A 16,079-nucleotide genomic window follows, 5' to 3' on the forward strand; every position below is an offset into this window, starting at 1 on the left:
TCCCATTGAGAGAATGTTATATTCACCGTCGACAGACTTTGTTCTGAAGTAGGTACCGTCAGTGGAGCTGGTGGGGCCCGGCACATCCCCGCTCCGGCTATTGGAGTCACGCATGCGAACCATCCCTCCCGAGCTCGTCGAACTCTATGAGGCCGAGGGGTGGTGGAATCAGGACACCCTCGGCGACATGCTGACTCGTGGTCTCGAAGCCGCGCCCGATGCCCGATTCCGCGTGCATTCCGCGGTCCGGCCGTGGTCCGGAACGTTCCGTGAGGTCGAGTTGATCGCGCGCCGGCTGGCTGCGGGATTGCGCGAGCGCGGGGTGGAACCGGGCGACGTGATCGCGTTCCAGCTACCGAACTGGATGGAAGCGGCGGCGACCTTCTGGGCGTCCGCGTTCCTGGGCGCGGTGGTGGTACCGATCGTGCACATCTACGGGCATCGGGAGGTGCGGTTCATCCTGGATTCGGTGCGACCGCGGGTATTCGTGACCGCGGAGAGCTTCGGCGCGTTGAACTTTCACGAGGATCTGTGTGCCGAGGTACCCATCGTGGGTGTGGTCGGCCGCGACTTCCATCAACTGCTGGCCGCCGAGCCGATGAGCGGTGTGGCCGAGGTCGATCCGCGAACACCGGCGCTGTACGCCTTCACCTCCGGCACCACGCGCGCACCGAAGGGAGTCGTGCACAGCCATCAGACGCTGGGATGCGAGACTCGCCAACTGGCCGCGCACTATCCGGCCGATATGGGGCCGCAGCTCACCGCCGCTCCGGTCGGGCATTTCATCGGGATGGTGAACGGCTTGCTCATTCCCGTGATCGACGGCGTGGCAGTGAATCTCGTCGATCGCTGGGATCCCTCGTTGATCCTGGATCTGATGCGGACCTACGGCGCCACCGTCGGCGGCGGCGTGCCCTACTACATGACCAGCCTGATCGATCACCCGACGTTCACGCCGGAGCACCTGCTGCACATGAAGTATGCGGGAATGGGTGGCGCGCCGGTCCCGGCGTCGGTCGCGGAACGGCTCACTGGGCTGGGGATCACGGTGTATCGCGCGTACGGCAGCACCGAGCATCCGTCGATCACCGGATCACTGTGCACCGCACCGGAATCCAAACGACTCTATACCGATGGCAACACCCAGCCCGGGGTGCAGATCCGCCTCAGCGACGAAGGCGAGATTCTGAGCCGAGGCCCGGATCTGTGCCTCGGCTACACCGACGACGCTCTCACCTCGGCGGCATTCGACGCCGAGGGGTGGTATCACACCGGCGATATCGGATCCCTGGACGAGGACGGCTACCTCACCATCTCGGACCGCAAGTCCGACATGATCATTCGCGGGGGCGAGAACATCAGTGCGCTCGAGGTCGAGGAGGTGCTGCTGAGCATCGCGGGGGTGGCCGAAGCGGCGGCCGTGGCCATCCCCGATGAGCGCCTCGGTGAGCGGGTGGCGGCAATCCTGCGCCTGCACTCGGGCTCTCATCCACCGTCATTGGAGGAACTTCGCGCTCATTTCGCCGCAGCCGGTCTGGCGAAACAGAAATGGCCGGAGGAGATTCACACGGTCGCGGACTTCCCGCGCACCGGAAGCGGCAAGATACAGAAGTTCCGGATCCGGCAGGATCTGGCCGCCGCAGTCCTACGGTAGCGCGGCGGCGGCCGTTGTCAGCGCCCCCGCCATTGCGCGGGGCGCTTTTCGGCGAACGCCCTGGGTCCCTCCTGCGCGTCCTCGCTGTGGTAGCAGAGCTCGGACGCGTGGCGAGCCGCCTGCAGGGCCGCGGTCCGGCCCATCTCCGTTGCGAGCATGACGGTTTCGCGGGCGGCACGCACCGACAGCGGGGCTCCCGCAAGAATCTCGCGCGCCAATTCGATGGCGGTATCGAGCAGTTCCGCAGGTTCCGCGAGCCGATTGACCAGACCGATCTCGTACGCGCGCTGGGCGGTGACGGGCTGGCCGGTGAGCAGCAGCTCCATCATGATCCGCTGGGGAATCATGTGGATCAGTGGTGCCGCCCACGGCGAACTGCGGCCCACCCGCACCTCGGTGATCGCGAATCGCGCGCTGGTGCTCGCGACGCACAGATCACACGCCTGGGCGATCATCCAGCCGCCGGCGAAGGCGACGCCGTTGACCGCCGCGATCGTGGGTTTGGTCAATTCGATGGTGTCGTAGGGCAGCGGGAACATCGCGCGAGGAGGCACCGTCATCCCGGTTTCCACCATCTCTTCGAGATCACCGCCGGCACAGAAGGCCTTCTCCCCCGCACCGGTGAGAATCGCGACACGCAGGCGCGGATCACGTTCGAATCGGTCCCAGGCGGCGTAAAGCCCTTCGCGCACATCCTGTGCCAGGCAGTTCCGTCGCTCCGGACGATTCAGCGTGAGCACGGCGATGCCGTCCGGGCGCGCGTCGAACAAGACCGCGTCACTCATCAGAAGCCTCTCCGCGTGATGGTCCGGGCCGCCTCCGACAATTCTTCCCGGAAGTCGGGATGGGCGATGGCCACCAGGCGGCGGGCCCGTTCGGCCACGCTCTGTCCCTTCAGTTCGGCCGCCCCGAATTCAGTGACGACAACGTCCACATCGCTGCGCGCGGTGGTCACCGGGCCGGACAATGCGGCGGTAATCCGGCTCACCGCACCACCTTTCGCGGTGGACGGCAATACGATGAGCGCGTGGCCACCCGGCGAGCGAGATCCCGCGCGCACGAAATCCACCTGACCGCCGGTCCCGCCGAGATAGGCCGCACCGCTCTGTTCGGCATTCACCTGCCCGGTGAGGTCGACCTCCACGGCCGAGTTGATCGTCACCAGCCGCTCCAGTGCCTCGAGTACCGCGCCGTCATGGGTGTAGGAGGTGGCGCACATCCGAATGTCGAGATTGTGGTGTGCGAACCCGTAGAGACGTTCGGTGCCGATGAGTGCCCCGGTGACCGACACTCCCCTGTCGATCCGTTTGCGCGCATTGGTGATCACACCTGCCTCGACGAGATCGACCAGGCCGTCTCCGACCATTCCGGAGTGCACGCCGAGATCCCTGCGGTCCAGTAGCAGCGGCAGGATGGCATCGGGCACCGCACCGATCCCGCTCTGCAATACCGCACCGTTTCCGATGTATTCCGCCGCGAAATGCGCTATGGCCGTATCGGTTTCGCTCGCCCGCGCGGGCGGCACCTGCACCGGTGGCCGCGAGACGTGCACCGCGACGTCGATCTCGGACCCGGGCAGCCGCGCCCCGTGGGTGTGCGGTACCTGATCGTTGACCTCCGCCACCACGATCCGCGCCGCGGCGACCGCGGACTCCACGTAATCACTGACCAGTCCGAAGCTGTGATTCCCCCGCGAATCGGCCGGGCTGACCTGCACGAAGGCGATATCGCAGCCGATGTGCCCTGTTTCGATCATCGGGCCGACCTGGCTCACATGGCAGGGAATCACCTGTAACGCACCAGCTTTGGTCATCGTGCGCAGCGCCCCGATCGCTCCCATACTGGACAGCGTGAAACTCTCGGCCGACTCGGGTGTGAACAGTCCGGAGAAGCTGGTCGCGGTGAACACGGACAGTCCGCCGATCTCACGGCCCTGCGCGATCAGCGCCTCGATCAGGGTGGTGGGTTCGCCGCATGCCTGACCGACGACTATTCGGTCACCGGCGCGCAGAATCGTTCCGAGATCCAGGTCCGCAGGCTTGTCGATGGTCTTCACGAGCGCGCCCGGGATGCCAGCAGGGCCTGCGCGCGAGCCAGATGCGGCCGGTCCACCATCGAGCCCCGGTGACCGATAGCTCCCACACCAGGATTGGCGGCGAACAACTCGACGATCTCCCGCGCGGCGGCTACCTCCGTCTCGGACGGGGTGAACGCCGCATTGATCACCTCGACCTGGTCGGGGTGAATCGCGAGCATCCCGCGATAGCCGTCGCGGCGCACCTTCTCGGCCCGGGCGCGCAATCCCTCCAGATCCCGGAAGTCGGCCTGAATGGTTTCCACGGCCGCGACACCCGCCGACGCAGCGCCGAGCAGGCACAGGCTGCGGGCCAGCTCATAGGTGAAACCGTAACTGCCGTCCGGATTCCGGTTCTCGCTCGCGCCGACGGCATCGGCGAGATCCTCCGGCCCCCAGGTCATCGCGATCAGGCGGGGCGCGCCCCGGTAGCCGCCGGTGGTGAACATGGCTTCGGCGGTTTCGGTGACCAGGGCGATCACCCTGGTCGAGCCCTGCTCGATCCCGCGGGAGACCTCCAGCGCGGAGAGGTAGTGGTCCAGTAACTCCACATCGTGTCGGCCGCGAACCTTGGGCAGCATGATGCCGCCGGGCCGATCGGGAATGACCGCCGCCAGATCGGCGAGGGTGTGCGGGCCGTCGAGTGGATTGACCCGGACCCAGAGGCGACCGCGGCCCGCCTCGTCCTGCGTCCCGAGAAAGGCCGAGACCAGCTTGCGTGCTTCGGGTTTCCCGGCGTCGGTGACCGCGTCCTCGAGGTCCAGCAGGACGATGTCCGCCGATCCCGCGGTAGCCTTCGCCATCTTCCGCTCGCTGTCACCGGGCGCGAATAGCCAGGAGCGCGCGCTGAATGCCTGTTCGGCGCTGGTCATTCCCTAGTCAACTCCTCGATCGAATGTCTCTGCCGCGCGATTCATGTCGCCGCCGACCGGCCAATTCGCGCCGTGCCTGCGCAAGGCCGCGCGCACGCGGAGGGTGTCCGCGCCCAGCCGCGGGGCCGGTCCGGCGACCGCGCCCGGCGTCTGCGAGAACCATGCGGGCATACCGGGAAAGCGCACCGGGCCGTACCCGCTCTCGACCATCTCGAAGAATCCCACTGCGTTCAGATGCGCGTTGTCGAAAAGTTCGTCGAGGGTGCGGACCGGTGCGGCCGGAATATCGCGCGAATGCAGCAGATCCAGCCACTCCTGTGTCGTGCGCTCGGCGAAGGTGATTCCCAGGAGGGCGTAGACGGTGTCGATCCGCTCGGCTCGCTGCGCGAGGGTCGCGAATTCCGCACCGGCCCAGTCGGGTTTGACCGCATCGACGAACGCCGACCACTGCTTGTCGTTGTAGACCAGTGCCGAGACATACCCGTCCTTGGTCCGATACGGCTTTCGATTGGGCGCGACCGCCCGGGGATAGATCGCGGCACCGATCGGCGGCTCGAACATCGCCCCGTTCGCGTGTTCCACCAGCATGAATGCCGCCATCGTCTCGAACATGGCGACCTCCACCTCTTGGCCTTGGCCGGTCCGCTCGCGGTGGAACAGCGCCATGACGGTGGCCCACAACGCGGTCAGGCCGGCCACCTTGTCGGCCATGATGGTGCCGACATAGCCTGGCGTGCCGGTCAACTGCTCCTGCGCGAAGGGCAGACCGCATTCGGCCTGAATGGTGTCGTCGTAGGCGGTGCGATCCGCGTCTGGTCCACGCCGGCCGTAGCCGTAACAGTTGGTGTAGATGATCGACGGATTCACCGCGGCCACGTCCGCGTAGGCAAACCCGAGTCCGGCAACCGCGCGGGCGCGCATCGAATGGATGAACACATCCGCGTGCGCGAGCAGATCCCGCAGTGCCCGTGCGTCTTCCGCGGACCGCAGATCCAGCACGACGCTGCGCTTGCCACGATTCACATTGACGAAGACTCCGCCGAGCCCGGGTTCGGGTCCGACCGAGATGTAACGGGTGTTGTCCCCGGCCGGCGGTTCGATCTTGATCACGTCCGCACCCATATCGGCCATGATCTGGGTGCAGTAGGGCCCCATGACCATTGCCGTCAGGTCGACCACACGCACCCCGGTCAACGGGCCTGCCTGACTCATCTGCCTCCGCTCCGCGCACTCTGGGACGATGGCGGCCACACTATCGGATGAATCCTTGCAAGGATAGTAAAGATACTGATATCAAGGGTGACGTGGAAAGCAGCACAGTCGCGGTAGCACCGCGGCCCGCGTCCATCGCCACGGTGCTCGACGCCGCGCTCGCCGCACGGCCCGACGCGCCTGCGGTGGAAGCGGTTTCAGGTATCTGGTCCTATGCGGAACTCGATGAGCAGGCGCGGCGGGCGGCCGGTGCGCTGTGGTCGCTCGGCGTGCGCCCCGGGGATCGCGTCGCGGCCTGCCTGCCCAACGACCTCGCTATCGTCGCGGCCTTCCACGGCGCGCAGCGGATCGGGGCGATCTGGGCGGGAATCGGTGAGGCGCTGTCCGCGAGCGAGCAGGAGGAGCTGTCCGGCATCTGCGAACCGAAGGTCGTACTGGCCGGGCCGAATTGCCGTCTCGGCACACCGGCCTGCCTCGCCCCGGATCGATGGTCCGGCCTGCTTGCCCAAGCCTGCGCGGCGCCGCAGGTGCCGCAGAACAGCGATGCACCCGCTGGAATCGCCTTCACCAGCGGTACTTCCGGACATCCGAAGGCCGTGGTGCACAGCCAGCGCAACCTGCTGCTGCCGGGCGCGGCTCTGGTAGCCGGCCGGGGCTGGGGGCCGGAGCTGCGCAAGGGCGACAGTTTTCCGCTGACAATTCTCAATCTCATGGTGCTGTCCACCCTGTTGACCGCGCAGGCCGGCGGGTGCGCGGTCCTGATGAATCGGCGCGATGTCGAGGGTGTCGCGGAGTGGATTTCCGAACACCGCGTCACGGTCTGGAACGGGGCGCCCGCACAGCTCTACGATCTGGCGCGGCGGCCGGATCTGAATCTCGGCGCACTGCAGGAGGTCTGGAGCGGTGGCGGTGATACGCCCGGCAGTGTGCGTGCGTCATTCGCCACCGCGCACGGGTTGATTCCGCGCGCGACCTACGGCCTCACCGAAGCCCCGACCGTGGTCGCCATCGACCCCACCGGAGACGAGTGGCGACCGGATTCGAGCGGGCGGGTATTGCCGCAGTATCACGTAGCCGCCTACGACGACGCGGGAGTGCGGCTGCCGCCCGGCGAACTCGGCGAATTACGAATCAGCCCAGCCACTTCCGGCCCCTGGGCGAACACCTGGACCCCGCCGCTGGGCTATTGGGAGCACGGCGGCATCCGACCGCCGGAGCCCACTCCGTTCGCAACCGGAGATATCGGCACCGTCACCGCCGACGGGTGGCTGAGCGTGCTGGATCGCAAGAAGCTGGTCATCATCCGGGGCGGAGCCAATGTCTATCCGCTCGAGGTGGAGCGGGTCATCGGGAGGCACCTCGAGGTCACGAAGGTCGCGGTGTGCCCGATACCCGACGAACGGCTCGGCCAGCGAGTCGCGGCCCTGATCGAAAGCACGGTCCCCGCACCGGATTTCGATGCCCTGGCCAGGCTGTGCCGCGATGAGCTGGCCGGCTACAAGGTGCCGGAGATCTGGGTGCGCGTGGACGCGCTGCCCGTCAATGCCATGGGCAAGGTGGATCGCACCCGGCTGCCGGACCTCGTTGCCCGCGAAACGGTCCCGCGGATCACCCCGAGGGGCCGGCCATGACATCGCAGGACACCACGCGCATGTTCGGCCTCGAGGGCCGGGTAGCCATCGTCACCGGCGCTTCCTCGGGTCTGGGTGCGGCCGTGGCCGGCGCCCTCGCCGGGCTGGGCGCGCACGTCGCGGTGGTGGCCCGCCGCGCCGACCGATTAGCGCAGCTGGCCAAGGAGATCGATGGCCTCGCTGTCGCGTGCGACCTGGCCGACCCGGTTGGTATCGCCTCGATCGTGCCCGCGGTCGCCGATGCGCTCGGCCCGCCTCAGATCCTGGTCAATGCCGCCGGGAACCGCTTCTCCACCGCCCGCGCCGAATCCGAGACCGCAGACGAGATCCGCCGCACCGTAGACCTGAACCTGGTGGCGCCGTTCCTTTTGGCACAGCAGGTCTTTCCGCATATGCGCACCGTCGGCCGCGGTGCCATCGTCAATGTCTCGTCGATCTCGGGGCGCGTCGGTGTGCCCGGCATTCCGCAGGCCTCGTATGCGGCCAGCAAGGCGGGACTCTCGGGTCTGACCACGGAGCTCGCGGTGCAGTGGGCGCGCCATTCCATCCGGGTCAACACCGTCGCGCCCGGCTTCTTCCGCAGCGAGATCACCGACAGCCTCTACGACAGCGCCCGCGGTGGCGAATACCTGCGCCGAAATACCCCGCTCCCCCGAGCAGGAACGGCCGCCGACATGGTCGGCGCGATCGTCTGGCTCGCCGGTGACGCCGCGAGCTATGTGACCGGCCAGACCGTCGTCGTCGACGGCGGCTGGACCGCACGCTGACCACCCATCGGTCCCGGCACCCGGGACATTCAGGACTCAGGAAGGAATTCTCCACATGTTTTCCGCACTTCTCATCGAGAAAGGCGAAGCCGGGCAATCGGTTTCGCTGACCAGCGTGGACGAGGCACAACTGCCGGACGGGACCGTCGCCCTCGAGGTGGAATACTCCACGCTCAATTACAAGGACGCCCTGGCCATTACCGGCAAGTCGCCGATCGTCCGCAAGTTCCCGATGATCCCGGGCATCGACCTGGCCGGCGTCGTCACCGAGAGCACACATGCGGACTGGTCACCGGGCGATCGCACGGTGCTCAACGGCTGGGGCGTCGGTGAAAGCCATTGGGGCGGACTGGCACAGCGAGCCCGCCTCGACGGCGACTGGCTGGTACCGCTGCCCGGTGCCTTCACCTCCCGCCAGGCGATGGCGATCGGCACCGCCGGTTATACGGCCGCCCTGTGCGTCGACGCGCTGCTGGCGCACGGCGTGCGACCGGAGCAAGGCGAGGTGCTGGTCACCGGGGCAACCGGTGGCGTCGGCAGCGTGGCCATCGCACTGCTGGCCGCGGCCGGGTTCACCGTCGCCGCGGCGACCGGAAAGACCTCCGAGATCGACTACCTGCAGGGGCTCGGTGCTGCCACGGTGGTGAACCGTGCCGAACTCGCCGAGCCCGGTAAGGCGTTGCAGAAGGAACGCTGGGCCGGTGTCGTCGACGCCGCGGGTAGTCACACCCTGGCCAATGCGTGCGCCCAGACCCGATACGGCGGTGCGGTCGCTGCCTGCGGTCTGGCCCAGGGCATGGATTTCGCGGGCACCGTCGCCCCGTTCATTCTGCGCGGGGTGACCCTGTTCGGAATCGACAGTGTCACAGCCCCCCGTCAGCGCCGGACCGATGCCTGGTCCCGGCTGGCCGCTGATCTGAAACCCGCAGTGCTCGAGTCGATTACGCAGGAAGTCGCTCTCGCCGAGACGATCGACGCCGCACACCGGCTCATGGACGGCACCGTGCGCGGCCGCATCGTCGTCGACGTCAATCGATAAGCAGGAGTCGCAGTGAGTAAGAAGACCACGAAACCCGAGAAGTCCGCCGAACCCGTAGCTGCCAAGCCCCGCCGGGCGTCGAGTAGGACGGCCTCGACCGTCGAACTCGACCTGTCCGATGTCGAACCGCGGGTCGGTCAGCCGGTCGGCGGCGGCCAACTCTGGGAACCGTGCAGCGCCTCCGATATCCGGCGCTGGGCCATGGCGATGGACTACCCGAATCCGCTGCACTGGGATCAGCAGTTCGCCCGCGAATCCCGCTATGGCGGGCTCGTCGCGCCGCAATCCATGGCTGTCGCACTGGATTACGGGCACGGCTGCGCGCCCGCGTGCGTCGGGCGGATCCCGGGCAGTCATCTGATCTTCGCCGGTGAGGAGTGGTGGTTCTACGACGCTCCGGTGCGGCCCGGCGACCAACTCTTCCAGGAGCGCCGCTTCTACGACTACAAGGTGTCGGACACGAAATTCGCCGGTCCCACCTTGTTCTCGCGCGGTGACACCACGCACCGCAATCAGCACGGCACCCTGGTGGCCCGCGAAAGGTCCACAACCATCCGATATCTCGCGGAGGAGGCCCGTAAGCGCGGCATGTACGAGAACCAAGCCGGGGAGCTCAAGCGCTGGACGCCGGAGGAACTCGAGGCGGTGCACGCCGTGCGCACCGAATGGCTGCTGTCCAACCGGCAGGGCATCTCTCCGCGGTTCGAGGAGGTGAAAGTCGGGGATACGCTGCCGCGCCGCGTGATCGGCCCGCACAGCATCGCCAGCTTCACCACCGAGTACCGAGCGTTCCTTTTCAACATCTGGGGCACTTTCGAATGGGTCGCGCCGCAGGGCGTCGAGGACCCGTGGGTGTATCAGGATCCCGGCTGGATCGAGGGTTTCGCGTTCGACGAGGAGGGCGCCAAGATCGATCCGCGCAAGCGTGACGGGCTGTACGTCGGCCCCTCGCGCGGGCATACCGACAATGAGAAGGCCGATGAGGTCGGTATGGCGCGCTCCTACGGCTACGGCGCGACCATGGGCGCGTGGTGCACCGACTACCTGGCCTATTGGGCGGGCAGCGACGGTCTGGTGCGCCATATCAAATCCGACTTCCGGCTGCCCTCCTTCGAGGGCGATGTGACCTATTTCGATGCCGAGATCATCGGCAAACAAGCGCTGTCGACCTGGGGCGTGCCCGTGGTCGAGATCAAGCTGCGCCTCACCGATCAGAACGGCGGCGTGCTGGTGGACTCCACCGCCGAAGTCGAACTGCCGCTTTAGCGGCCCGGAAAGAACAGAGGCAGCAATGTCGGCCCAGGTAATTGCTCCGGAGACGAATGCAGTTCCGGTACCACAGGATTCGGTTCTCTCCGGACCACCGCTGGAGCGCGAACCCGGATTGGGGACGCTCACCCTACCCGGTTTCCTGCGGGAGGTGACCGAGCTGTACGGCGGCCGCGAGGCGCTGGTGGCCCGCACGCCCGCGGGCACCACGCGGTGGAGCTATACCGATCTGTGGGAGCGGTCGGTCGAGGTGGCCCGGGCACTGCATGCGACCGGGCTGGGCAAGGACGGTCGGGTGGGAGTGCTGATGACCAACCGGCCGGAGTGGATCTCGGCGGTATTCGGCACCGCACTGGCCGGGGGTGTGGCCGTCACCCTCAGTACCTTCTCCGCGCCGGCGGAACTCGACCAGCTGCTCCAGGCCTCCGCAGTGTCGGTGCTGCTGTTCGAAAGGCAGGTGCTGGCAAGGGATTTCGCGCAGGTGCTGATCGAACTCGAGCCGGGTCTCGCCACCTCCCGGCCCGGCGCGCTGCGCTCGGTGCGATACCCGTTCCTACGCCATCTGGCCGTCATCGGAGAGGGCGGCGCCGGCGCGGCTATCGACACGTGGGCCGATTTCCTCGCCCGTGGTGCGGGCGAACGCGCAGAGTCGATCGAAGCGACCGCTGCCACGGTGCGCCCGAGCGATCCCGCCGTGTTGTTCTTCTCCTCGGGTTCGACGAGCACCCCGAAGGGCATTCTCAGCGCCCATCGAGGTGTGGCCATCCAAATGTGGCGGTTCCGGCGCATGTACGGCTTCACCTCGCAGGACGAGGTCCGAGGGTGGTCCGCCAACGGGTTCTTCTGGTCCGGCAATTTCGCGCTGGCCCTGGGCGGGACCTTGGCCGCCGGCGGATCCATTGTGCTGCAACCGACTTTCGATCCCGCCGAGGCGCTGGAATTGATGCAGGCCGAGCGGGTGAACTTCCCGTTCGCGTGGCCGCACCAGTGGGAGCAGCTGGCGGGCGCTCCCGGCTGGGACAGTGCCGACCTGAGCAGTATGCGATTCGTGGATGCCCGCAGTCCGTTCGCCCAGCATCCCACTGTCACCTCGCACTGGACCGAGCCGAACCACGCCTACGGCAATACCGAAACCTTCACCATTACAACCTCATTCCCGGCTGACACACCGGAGCAGGAACACGCCGGCAGCAATGGCGTCCCACTGCCCGGTGTGACGATCAAGATCGCCGACCCGGTGACGGGCGCGGTGGTGCCCCGCGGTCAGAGCGGCGAGATCTGCGTCAAGTCACCGACGCTCATGCTCGGCTACCTCGGGATCCCACGCGACGAAATCCTCGACGCCGAAGGATTTTTCCGCACCGGTGACGGCGGCTACCTCGATGCGGCCGGGCGACTGTTCTGGGTGGGCCGCCTGACCGACATCATCAAGACCGGCGGCGCGAACGTCTCCCCCGTGGAGGTCGACGAGGCCCTGGCCGCGTACCCGGGCGTCAAGCTCGCGCGCACGGTCGGGGTGCCGCACGACACGCTCGGCGAGATGGTCGTCGCCTGTGTGGTGGCGCACGACGGCGTAGCGCTCGACGGCGAGCAGATCCGCGCCTTCCTGCGCGAGCGGCTCGCCAGCTACAAGGTGCCGCGCCACGTATTGCCGTTCGCCGAGGACGATTTCGCGCTCACCGGCAACGCCAAGATCAAATCCAGCGAACTGCGCGCCCTGGCCGCACAGCGGCTACAGAGCTGAGCATCCCCGGCCGTTCCACCGGCCACACGATCCGTTCCGAAGTATCGACAAGGAGAATCCCATGGCCGAGCGTGACCTGCCGTACAAGCTGTTCGACGCCGACAATCACCTCTACGAGACCAAAGAGGCACTGACCAAGTTCCTGCCGGACCGCTACCGCGACGCGATCAAATACGTCGAGGTCGACGGGCGCACCAAGATCGCGATCCGGGGTCAGATCAGCAACTACATCCCCAACCCCACCTTCGATGTGGTCGCGCGACCGGGTGCGATGGAGGAGTACTTCAAACACGGCAATCCCGAGGGCAAAAGCCTCCGGGACATCTTCGGCAAGCCGATCCCGTCGTCACCGGCCTTCCGCGAACCCGCGCCCCGCCTGGAACTCATGAACGAGCTGCACATCGATCGGGCCCTGATGTTCCCGACCCTGGCGAGCCTTATCGAGGAGCGTATGAAGGATGATCCGGAGCTCATCCACGCGGTCGTGCACTCGCTCAACCAGTGGCTGCACGAAACCTGGTCGTTCAATTACGCCGATCGCATCTTCACCGTGCCGGTGATCAGCCTGCCGATCGTGGACAAGGCCATCGAGGAACTGGAATGGGTCGTCGAACGCGGTGCCCGGGCCATCCTGGTCCGCCCCGCCCCGGTACCCGGGCTGCACGGTCCCCGTTCGTTCGCAGTACCGGAGTTCGACCCGTTTTGGAAGCGCGTGGTCGAACTCGACGTGCTGGTCACCATGCACTCCTCCGACAGCGGCTACGCACGCTTTTCGTCCGAGTGGGACGGCGGCAATCGGGAAATGCTGCCTTTCCAGATCAATACCTTCAAGATGATCAACGAATGGCAGCCCATCCGCGATGCCATGGCCTCCTGGGTCTGCCACGGTGCGCTGTTCCGCTTCCCGGACCTGAAGATCGCCGTGATCGAGAACGGCGCGGCCTGGCTGCCGGGCCTGCTCGAAAGCCTTGCCACCGTGTACAAGAAGGCCCCGCAGGGATTCCCGAGCGATCCGGTCGAGGCGATCAAGAAGATCCACGTGAGCCCCTTCTGGGAAGAGGACCTGGTGGAACTGTCTCACCTCATCGGGGCGGATCACGTCCTGTTCGGCTCGGACTATCCCCACCCGGAAGGGCTGGCCGAACCCGCCCGCTACATCGACGAGATCAAGGACCTCTCACTGCCGGAGCAGAAATTGATCATGGGCGGCAACCTCGCCCGCCTCCTGAACGTCTGAACCCGGCAGCGCCGAACCCCGCGACAACTCCCGGGATCACACTTCACGGCGGGTGATCGCCTCGGGCGCGGTTGCGCGACAGGGGCGCAAGGCAAACAGTCAGGCTCTGCCAGCCCGGACACCCGCGCAGATCGGTGATGAGTGCAAATCATCTTGCACTGGAAGCACTTCCACGATTATGAGCGGCCAAAAATCAAGCTGTCGAGATAGCCGAGGAACACCCAGAAATCCAACCAAGGTCAGGTCGCGTCGCCGATACCGTGGACCACATCGTCGAGAATTGAGTGGACCACGGCTGGGGTCGTAATTGCCAGGCTGCCGCGAACAGTTGGACTTCGCTTGGGGTCTGCACTGATATGAACACAAACATCAAGCGGTTCGCCGCGACTGTCCTGCTCGGAACCGCAATGTCCACGGGGATCGCCGCCGGTTTCGAATCGGTGGCCGCCGCCGATCCGAAACCCGACGCACTGTCCTCGACCGGCAAGTGGTACACCGTCGATCTGAGCGATGCCTGCCGCGTTCAGTACAGCTACAGCCGCAATAGCCTCGACGGGTCGATCTATGCGACAAAGAATCTGATCTCGGGTCCGTACGACTGGTACTGCGCCCGGAACCAGTGGAGCCTCTCGGTTCCCGCAGGGGTCGGATTCACTGTCAACAGTCTGGGCAGCATCGATGTTCAGCGGTATTGCGACACCTTCTACAAGAACACCGCAGCCAAGACCGACGGGTACTACTGGTTCTGCGACAAACGGCGCTGAGCAGTACCAGGACCGTTGCCGAAGTCAGCCACCGCGACCGCGGTGGCTGACTTCGGGCGGGCGACGACTCCGATTGCTGAAAGCTCTGCTCACACTGGGCAGAGCTTTCACATGTTCAACTCCGATTGCGCAGCCCCGTCGATAAGGAGGACTCGTAGCCTGGGGTCATGTCCACGAGCGCGAGCCGAGCGCTATCGACGAATGTGGCTGACCGCCTCCCGGATGACCGGCACCTACTACTCGATGTCGATGTGGGCGCCTGTGATCCTCCCGTACGCAGGGATACTGGCGCCGCCGGCAAGTGTCCAGAGGGGGAAGTCCGCTGTGCCTTCATTTTTCGCTTGGAGTGGGAATCGAACGGGGCGGTTACCTTCGAAGATCACCGTTGCGATTACCACTACCTGAACAGGTGAGGGGTTGTCCGGCAGCGCGATTCGTGCGCTGATGCGGGTTTCGTGGTTGTCGACCGGAGTGGCGGTCACGACGAGTTGCAGCGTTCGAGCTTCATCGTCGGTCATGCCGGCCGGAACGATGGTCTGGTCGATGTCCACGGTGATGGTGTCGCCGCGACCGGTTGGAGCCTCGCCGCCGCGGACGTTCTGCAGCGACCACTCGTCCATGACGTCTGCGATCTCGTTGTCGGACAACGACAATTCGGTGTTCGGATTGCGGAATCCCAGGTTCGCCAGGACCCGTCGCTGTGCGGCGGCGCGCTGCGCAGGATCCAGATAGGGTGTGCCGGCCGTTTCCTCATCGGCAGAGGAGGATTCGTCGTACTGGCTGAGGGCCGCTAGGAATGGGTCCGGCGGGTTGTTGGCGTCGTGGTGGCCGGACATGTGGTTGGTGTCCTCGTTCATTTCGGGTCGTCCTTGGTTTCGGTGGTGAATCGCTCTCGCAGGGCCCGAAGCTCCTTACGAGCGTCGAACCAGCGCCGTCCGGCGGTCCCCCGAGGAATGCCGAGTATTTGTGCGACTTCGTTCAGTGTGCGTGCGTCGAAGCCACCGTCGTCGGGGTCCCACAGCAGTTCGACGACATCACGCAGGTGTGGGGGCAGTTGAGGAATCGCCTGGTTGGTCCACGCGATCGTTTCGTCGTCGAACACTGTGGGTTCGACGTCGCCGCCGCCGTGGAGGTCGATCGCGATGTCGAAGCCGACGCGGGTGCCGGCTCGCTCACGCTCCTGATGCTGTTTTTTCCACTGGGTCGCACACACGTTGTTCACGGTGCCACGGACATACGCCTCGGCGGTTCGCGCAGTCAGCGGGTCGCCGGAACATCTGATCCAGAGTTTCAGGAGCGACTTCTGCGCGATGTCCTCGGCATCGGCCGCGTTCTTCGTTCTCCTGAGTGCTTGATCGAGTACCCAGTCGAAAGCCTGCTCGATGGTGCACCCGAAGTACTCGCCGAACCGCCGTGCCTTTAGCTCCTCGCTGGCCAGGTATGGGTGCTCGTCGGCAAGTGGGGGTGGCTGTTGACCGTTGGGGTCGTGGTCCTCTGTCGGTATCTCTTCCGCGGGCATGCTGCACGAGCCTTTCGTTCGGCATTCGCCATAGATGACCTCCTGGACGTCTCGCGTGTTCGCCGAGCGAGGTCACGAATAGCTATGCATGTGTCGGAGGAAGTCGGGCGAGATTCGTTCGATCCGAGCGCGAACGCTCAGCGGGCGGCGGTGGTCATTGTTCCCAGAGGGGCTCCCGCCAGGTGCCCCGTGAGTTCAGGAGCGAGATGTCCTATCGCATCGAAGCCCGCCGCACCGGAATCAGCCGACGTCACCGTTGGCCGGTATGTCCCGAGACGGGAAAGAACCGCCTGCGCG

At 66.0% G+C, this 16,079-nt stretch carries 14 protein-coding genes; 8 read left to right on the forward strand and 6 right to left on the reverse strand.

Annotated features, from left to right (window positions below; all coding sequences use genetic code 11):
* The first annotated feature begins 112 nt into the window (after window positions 1–112).
* Entirely contained in the window at window positions 113–1,654 is a 1,542-nt protein-coding gene (locus OG716_RS12415; protein WP_405137784.1) for an AMP-binding protein, read from the forward strand.
* 17 nt (window positions 1,655–1,671) lie between these two features.
* On the opposite strand, the gene OG716_RS12420 is transcribed toward OG716_RS12415, so the two are convergent.
* From OG716_RS12420 to OG716_RS12435, 4 genes are read right to left on the reverse strand one after another with little or no spacing between them, the layout of a single operon-like run.
* Window positions 1,672–2,439 carry an enoyl-CoA hydratase/isomerase family protein gene (locus OG716_RS12420; RefSeq protein WP_405137785.1) on the reverse strand — a complete coding sequence of 256 codons (768 nt, stop codon included), beginning with the start codon at window positions 2,437–2,439 and terminating at the stop codon, window positions 1,672–1,674.
* On the reverse strand, window positions 2,439–3,710 hold the full coding sequence (locus tag OG716_RS12425; protein WP_405137786.1) for an acetyl-CoA hydrolase/transferase family protein: 1,272 nt from the start codon (window positions 3,708–3,710) through the stop codon (window positions 2,439–2,441). Before OG716_RS12425 ends, OG716_RS12420 begins: the two co-directional genes overlap by 1 nt.
* Window positions 3,707–4,600: an HpcH/HpaI aldolase/citrate lyase family protein gene (locus tag OG716_RS12430; protein ID WP_405137787.1), complete on the reverse strand. Its 894-nt coding sequence runs from the start codon at window positions 4,598–4,600 to the stop codon at window positions 3,707–3,709. The genes OG716_RS12425 and OG716_RS12430 overlap by 4 nt, the downstream gene beginning before the upstream one ends.
* A gap of 3 nt (window positions 4,601–4,603) precedes the next feature.
* Entirely contained in the window at window positions 4,604–5,812 is a 1,209-nt protein-coding gene (locus tag OG716_RS12435; protein ID WP_405137788.1) for a CaiB/BaiF CoA transferase family protein, read from the reverse strand.
* A gap of 92 nt (window positions 5,813–5,904) precedes the next feature.
* On the opposite strand from OG716_RS12435, the gene OG716_RS12440 reads away from it, so the two are divergent.
* The 7 genes from OG716_RS12440 (at window position 5,905) to OG716_RS12470 (ending at window position 14,263) form a co-directional block, all read left to right on the forward strand.
* Window positions 5,905–7,443: a class I adenylate-forming enzyme family protein gene (locus tag OG716_RS12440; protein WP_405137789.1), complete on the forward strand. Its 1,539-nt coding sequence runs from the start codon at window positions 5,905–5,907 to the stop codon at window positions 7,441–7,443.
* The gene (locus OG716_RS12445; protein WP_405137790.1) at window positions 7,440–8,210 is read left to right on the forward strand and encodes an SDR family NAD(P)-dependent oxidoreductase; all 771 of its coding nucleotides are present in this window, start codon (window positions 7,440–7,442) and stop codon (window positions 8,208–8,210) included. The genes OG716_RS12440 and OG716_RS12445 overlap by 4 nt, the downstream gene beginning before the upstream one ends.
* Window positions 8,211–8,265: 55 nt before the next feature.
* Window positions 8,266–9,249, forward strand: a complete 984-nt coding sequence (locus OG716_RS12450; protein ID WP_405137791.1) for an MDR family oxidoreductase — start codon at window positions 8,266–8,268, stop codon at window positions 9,247–9,249.
* A gap of 12 nt (window positions 9,250–9,261) precedes the next feature.
* Window positions 9,262–10,515: a MaoC family dehydratase N-terminal domain-containing protein gene (locus OG716_RS12455; RefSeq protein WP_405137792.1), complete on the forward strand. Its 1,254-nt coding sequence runs from the start codon at window positions 9,262–9,264 to the stop codon at window positions 10,513–10,515.
* A 25-nt stretch (window positions 10,516–10,540) separates the two neighbouring features.
* Window positions 10,541–12,262: a class I adenylate-forming enzyme family protein gene (locus OG716_RS12460; RefSeq protein WP_405137793.1), complete on the forward strand. Its 1,722-nt coding sequence runs from the start codon at window positions 10,541–10,543 to the stop codon at window positions 12,260–12,262.
* A 61-nt stretch (window positions 12,263–12,323) separates the two neighbouring features.
* Window positions 12,324–13,499: an amidohydrolase family protein gene (locus tag OG716_RS12465; protein ID WP_405137794.1), complete on the forward strand. Its 1,176-nt coding sequence runs from the start codon at window positions 12,324–12,326 to the stop codon at window positions 13,497–13,499.
* A gap of 356 nt (window positions 13,500–13,855) precedes the next feature.
* A complete protein-coding gene (locus tag OG716_RS12470; protein WP_405137795.1) occupies window positions 13,856–14,263 on the forward strand; it encodes a hypothetical protein in 408 nt (135 codons plus the stop codon).
* 236 nt (window positions 14,264–14,499) lie between these two features.
* Here OG716_RS12470 and OG716_RS12475 read toward each other — a convergent pair whose 3' ends face one another.
* The gene (locus tag OG716_RS12475; protein WP_405137796.1) at window positions 14,500–15,120 is read right to left on the reverse strand and encodes a hypothetical protein; all 621 of its coding nucleotides are present in this window, start codon (window positions 15,118–15,120) and stop codon (window positions 14,500–14,502) included.
* Window positions 15,117–15,782 (reverse strand): RNA polymerase sigma factor, encoded by a 666-nt coding sequence (locus OG716_RS12480; RefSeq protein ID WP_405137797.1) that lies wholly within the window; start codon window positions 15,780–15,782, stop codon window positions 15,117–15,119. Before OG716_RS12480 ends, OG716_RS12475 begins: the two co-directional genes overlap by 4 nt.
* Window positions 15,783–16,079: the final 297 nt, after the last annotated feature.

The organism is Nocardia sp. NBC_01388 (assembly GCF_045040085.1).
In the GTDB taxonomy this organism is placed as follows: Bacteria; Actinomycetota; Actinomycetes; order Mycobacteriales; family Mycobacteriaceae; genus Nocardia.

What these genes read in the sequence shown, in the direction of transcription:
- OG716_RS12480 (WP_405137797.1), bottom strand. Translation starts at nt 15,782, where the DNA reads ATGCCCGCGGAAGAGATACCGACAGAGGACCACGACCCCAACGGTCAA.
- OG716_RS12420 (WP_405137785.1), bottom strand. Translation starts at nt 2,439, where the DNA reads ATGAGTGACGCGGTCTTGTTCGACGCGCGCCCGGACGGCATCGCCGTG.
- OG716_RS12430 (WP_405137787.1), bottom strand. Translation starts at nt 4,600, where the DNA reads ATGACCAGCGCCGAACAGGCATTCAGCGCGCGCTCCTGGCTATTCGCG.
- OG716_RS12470 (WP_405137795.1), top strand. Translation starts at nt 13,856, where the DNA reads ATGAACACAAACATCAAGCGGTTCGCCGCGACTGTCCTGCTCGGAACC.
- OG716_RS12415 (WP_405137784.1), top strand. Translation starts at nt 113, where the DNA reads ATGCGAACCATCCCTCCCGAGCTCGTCGAACTCTATGAGGCCGAGGGG.
- OG716_RS12460 (WP_405137793.1), top strand. Translation starts at nt 10,541, where the DNA reads ATGTCGGCCCAGGTAATTGCTCCGGAGACGAATGCAGTTCCGGTACCA.
- OG716_RS12465 (WP_405137794.1), top strand. Translation starts at nt 12,324, where the DNA reads ATGGCCGAGCGTGACCTGCCGTACAAGCTGTTCGACGCCGACAATCAC.
- OG716_RS12475 (WP_405137796.1), bottom strand. Translation starts at nt 15,120, where the DNA reads ATGAACGAGGACACCAACCACATGTCCGGCCACCACGACGCCAACAAC.
- OG716_RS12445 (WP_405137790.1), top strand. Translation starts at nt 7,440, where the DNA reads ATGACATCGCAGGACACCACGCGCATGTTCGGCCTCGAGGGCCGGGTA.
- OG716_RS12450 (WP_405137791.1), top strand. Translation starts at nt 8,266, where the DNA reads ATGTTTTCCGCACTTCTCATCGAGAAAGGCGAAGCCGGGCAATCGGTT.
- OG716_RS12435 (WP_405137788.1), bottom strand. Translation starts at nt 5,812, where the DNA reads ATGAGTCAGGCAGGCCCGTTGACCGGGGTGCGTGTGGTCGACCTGACG.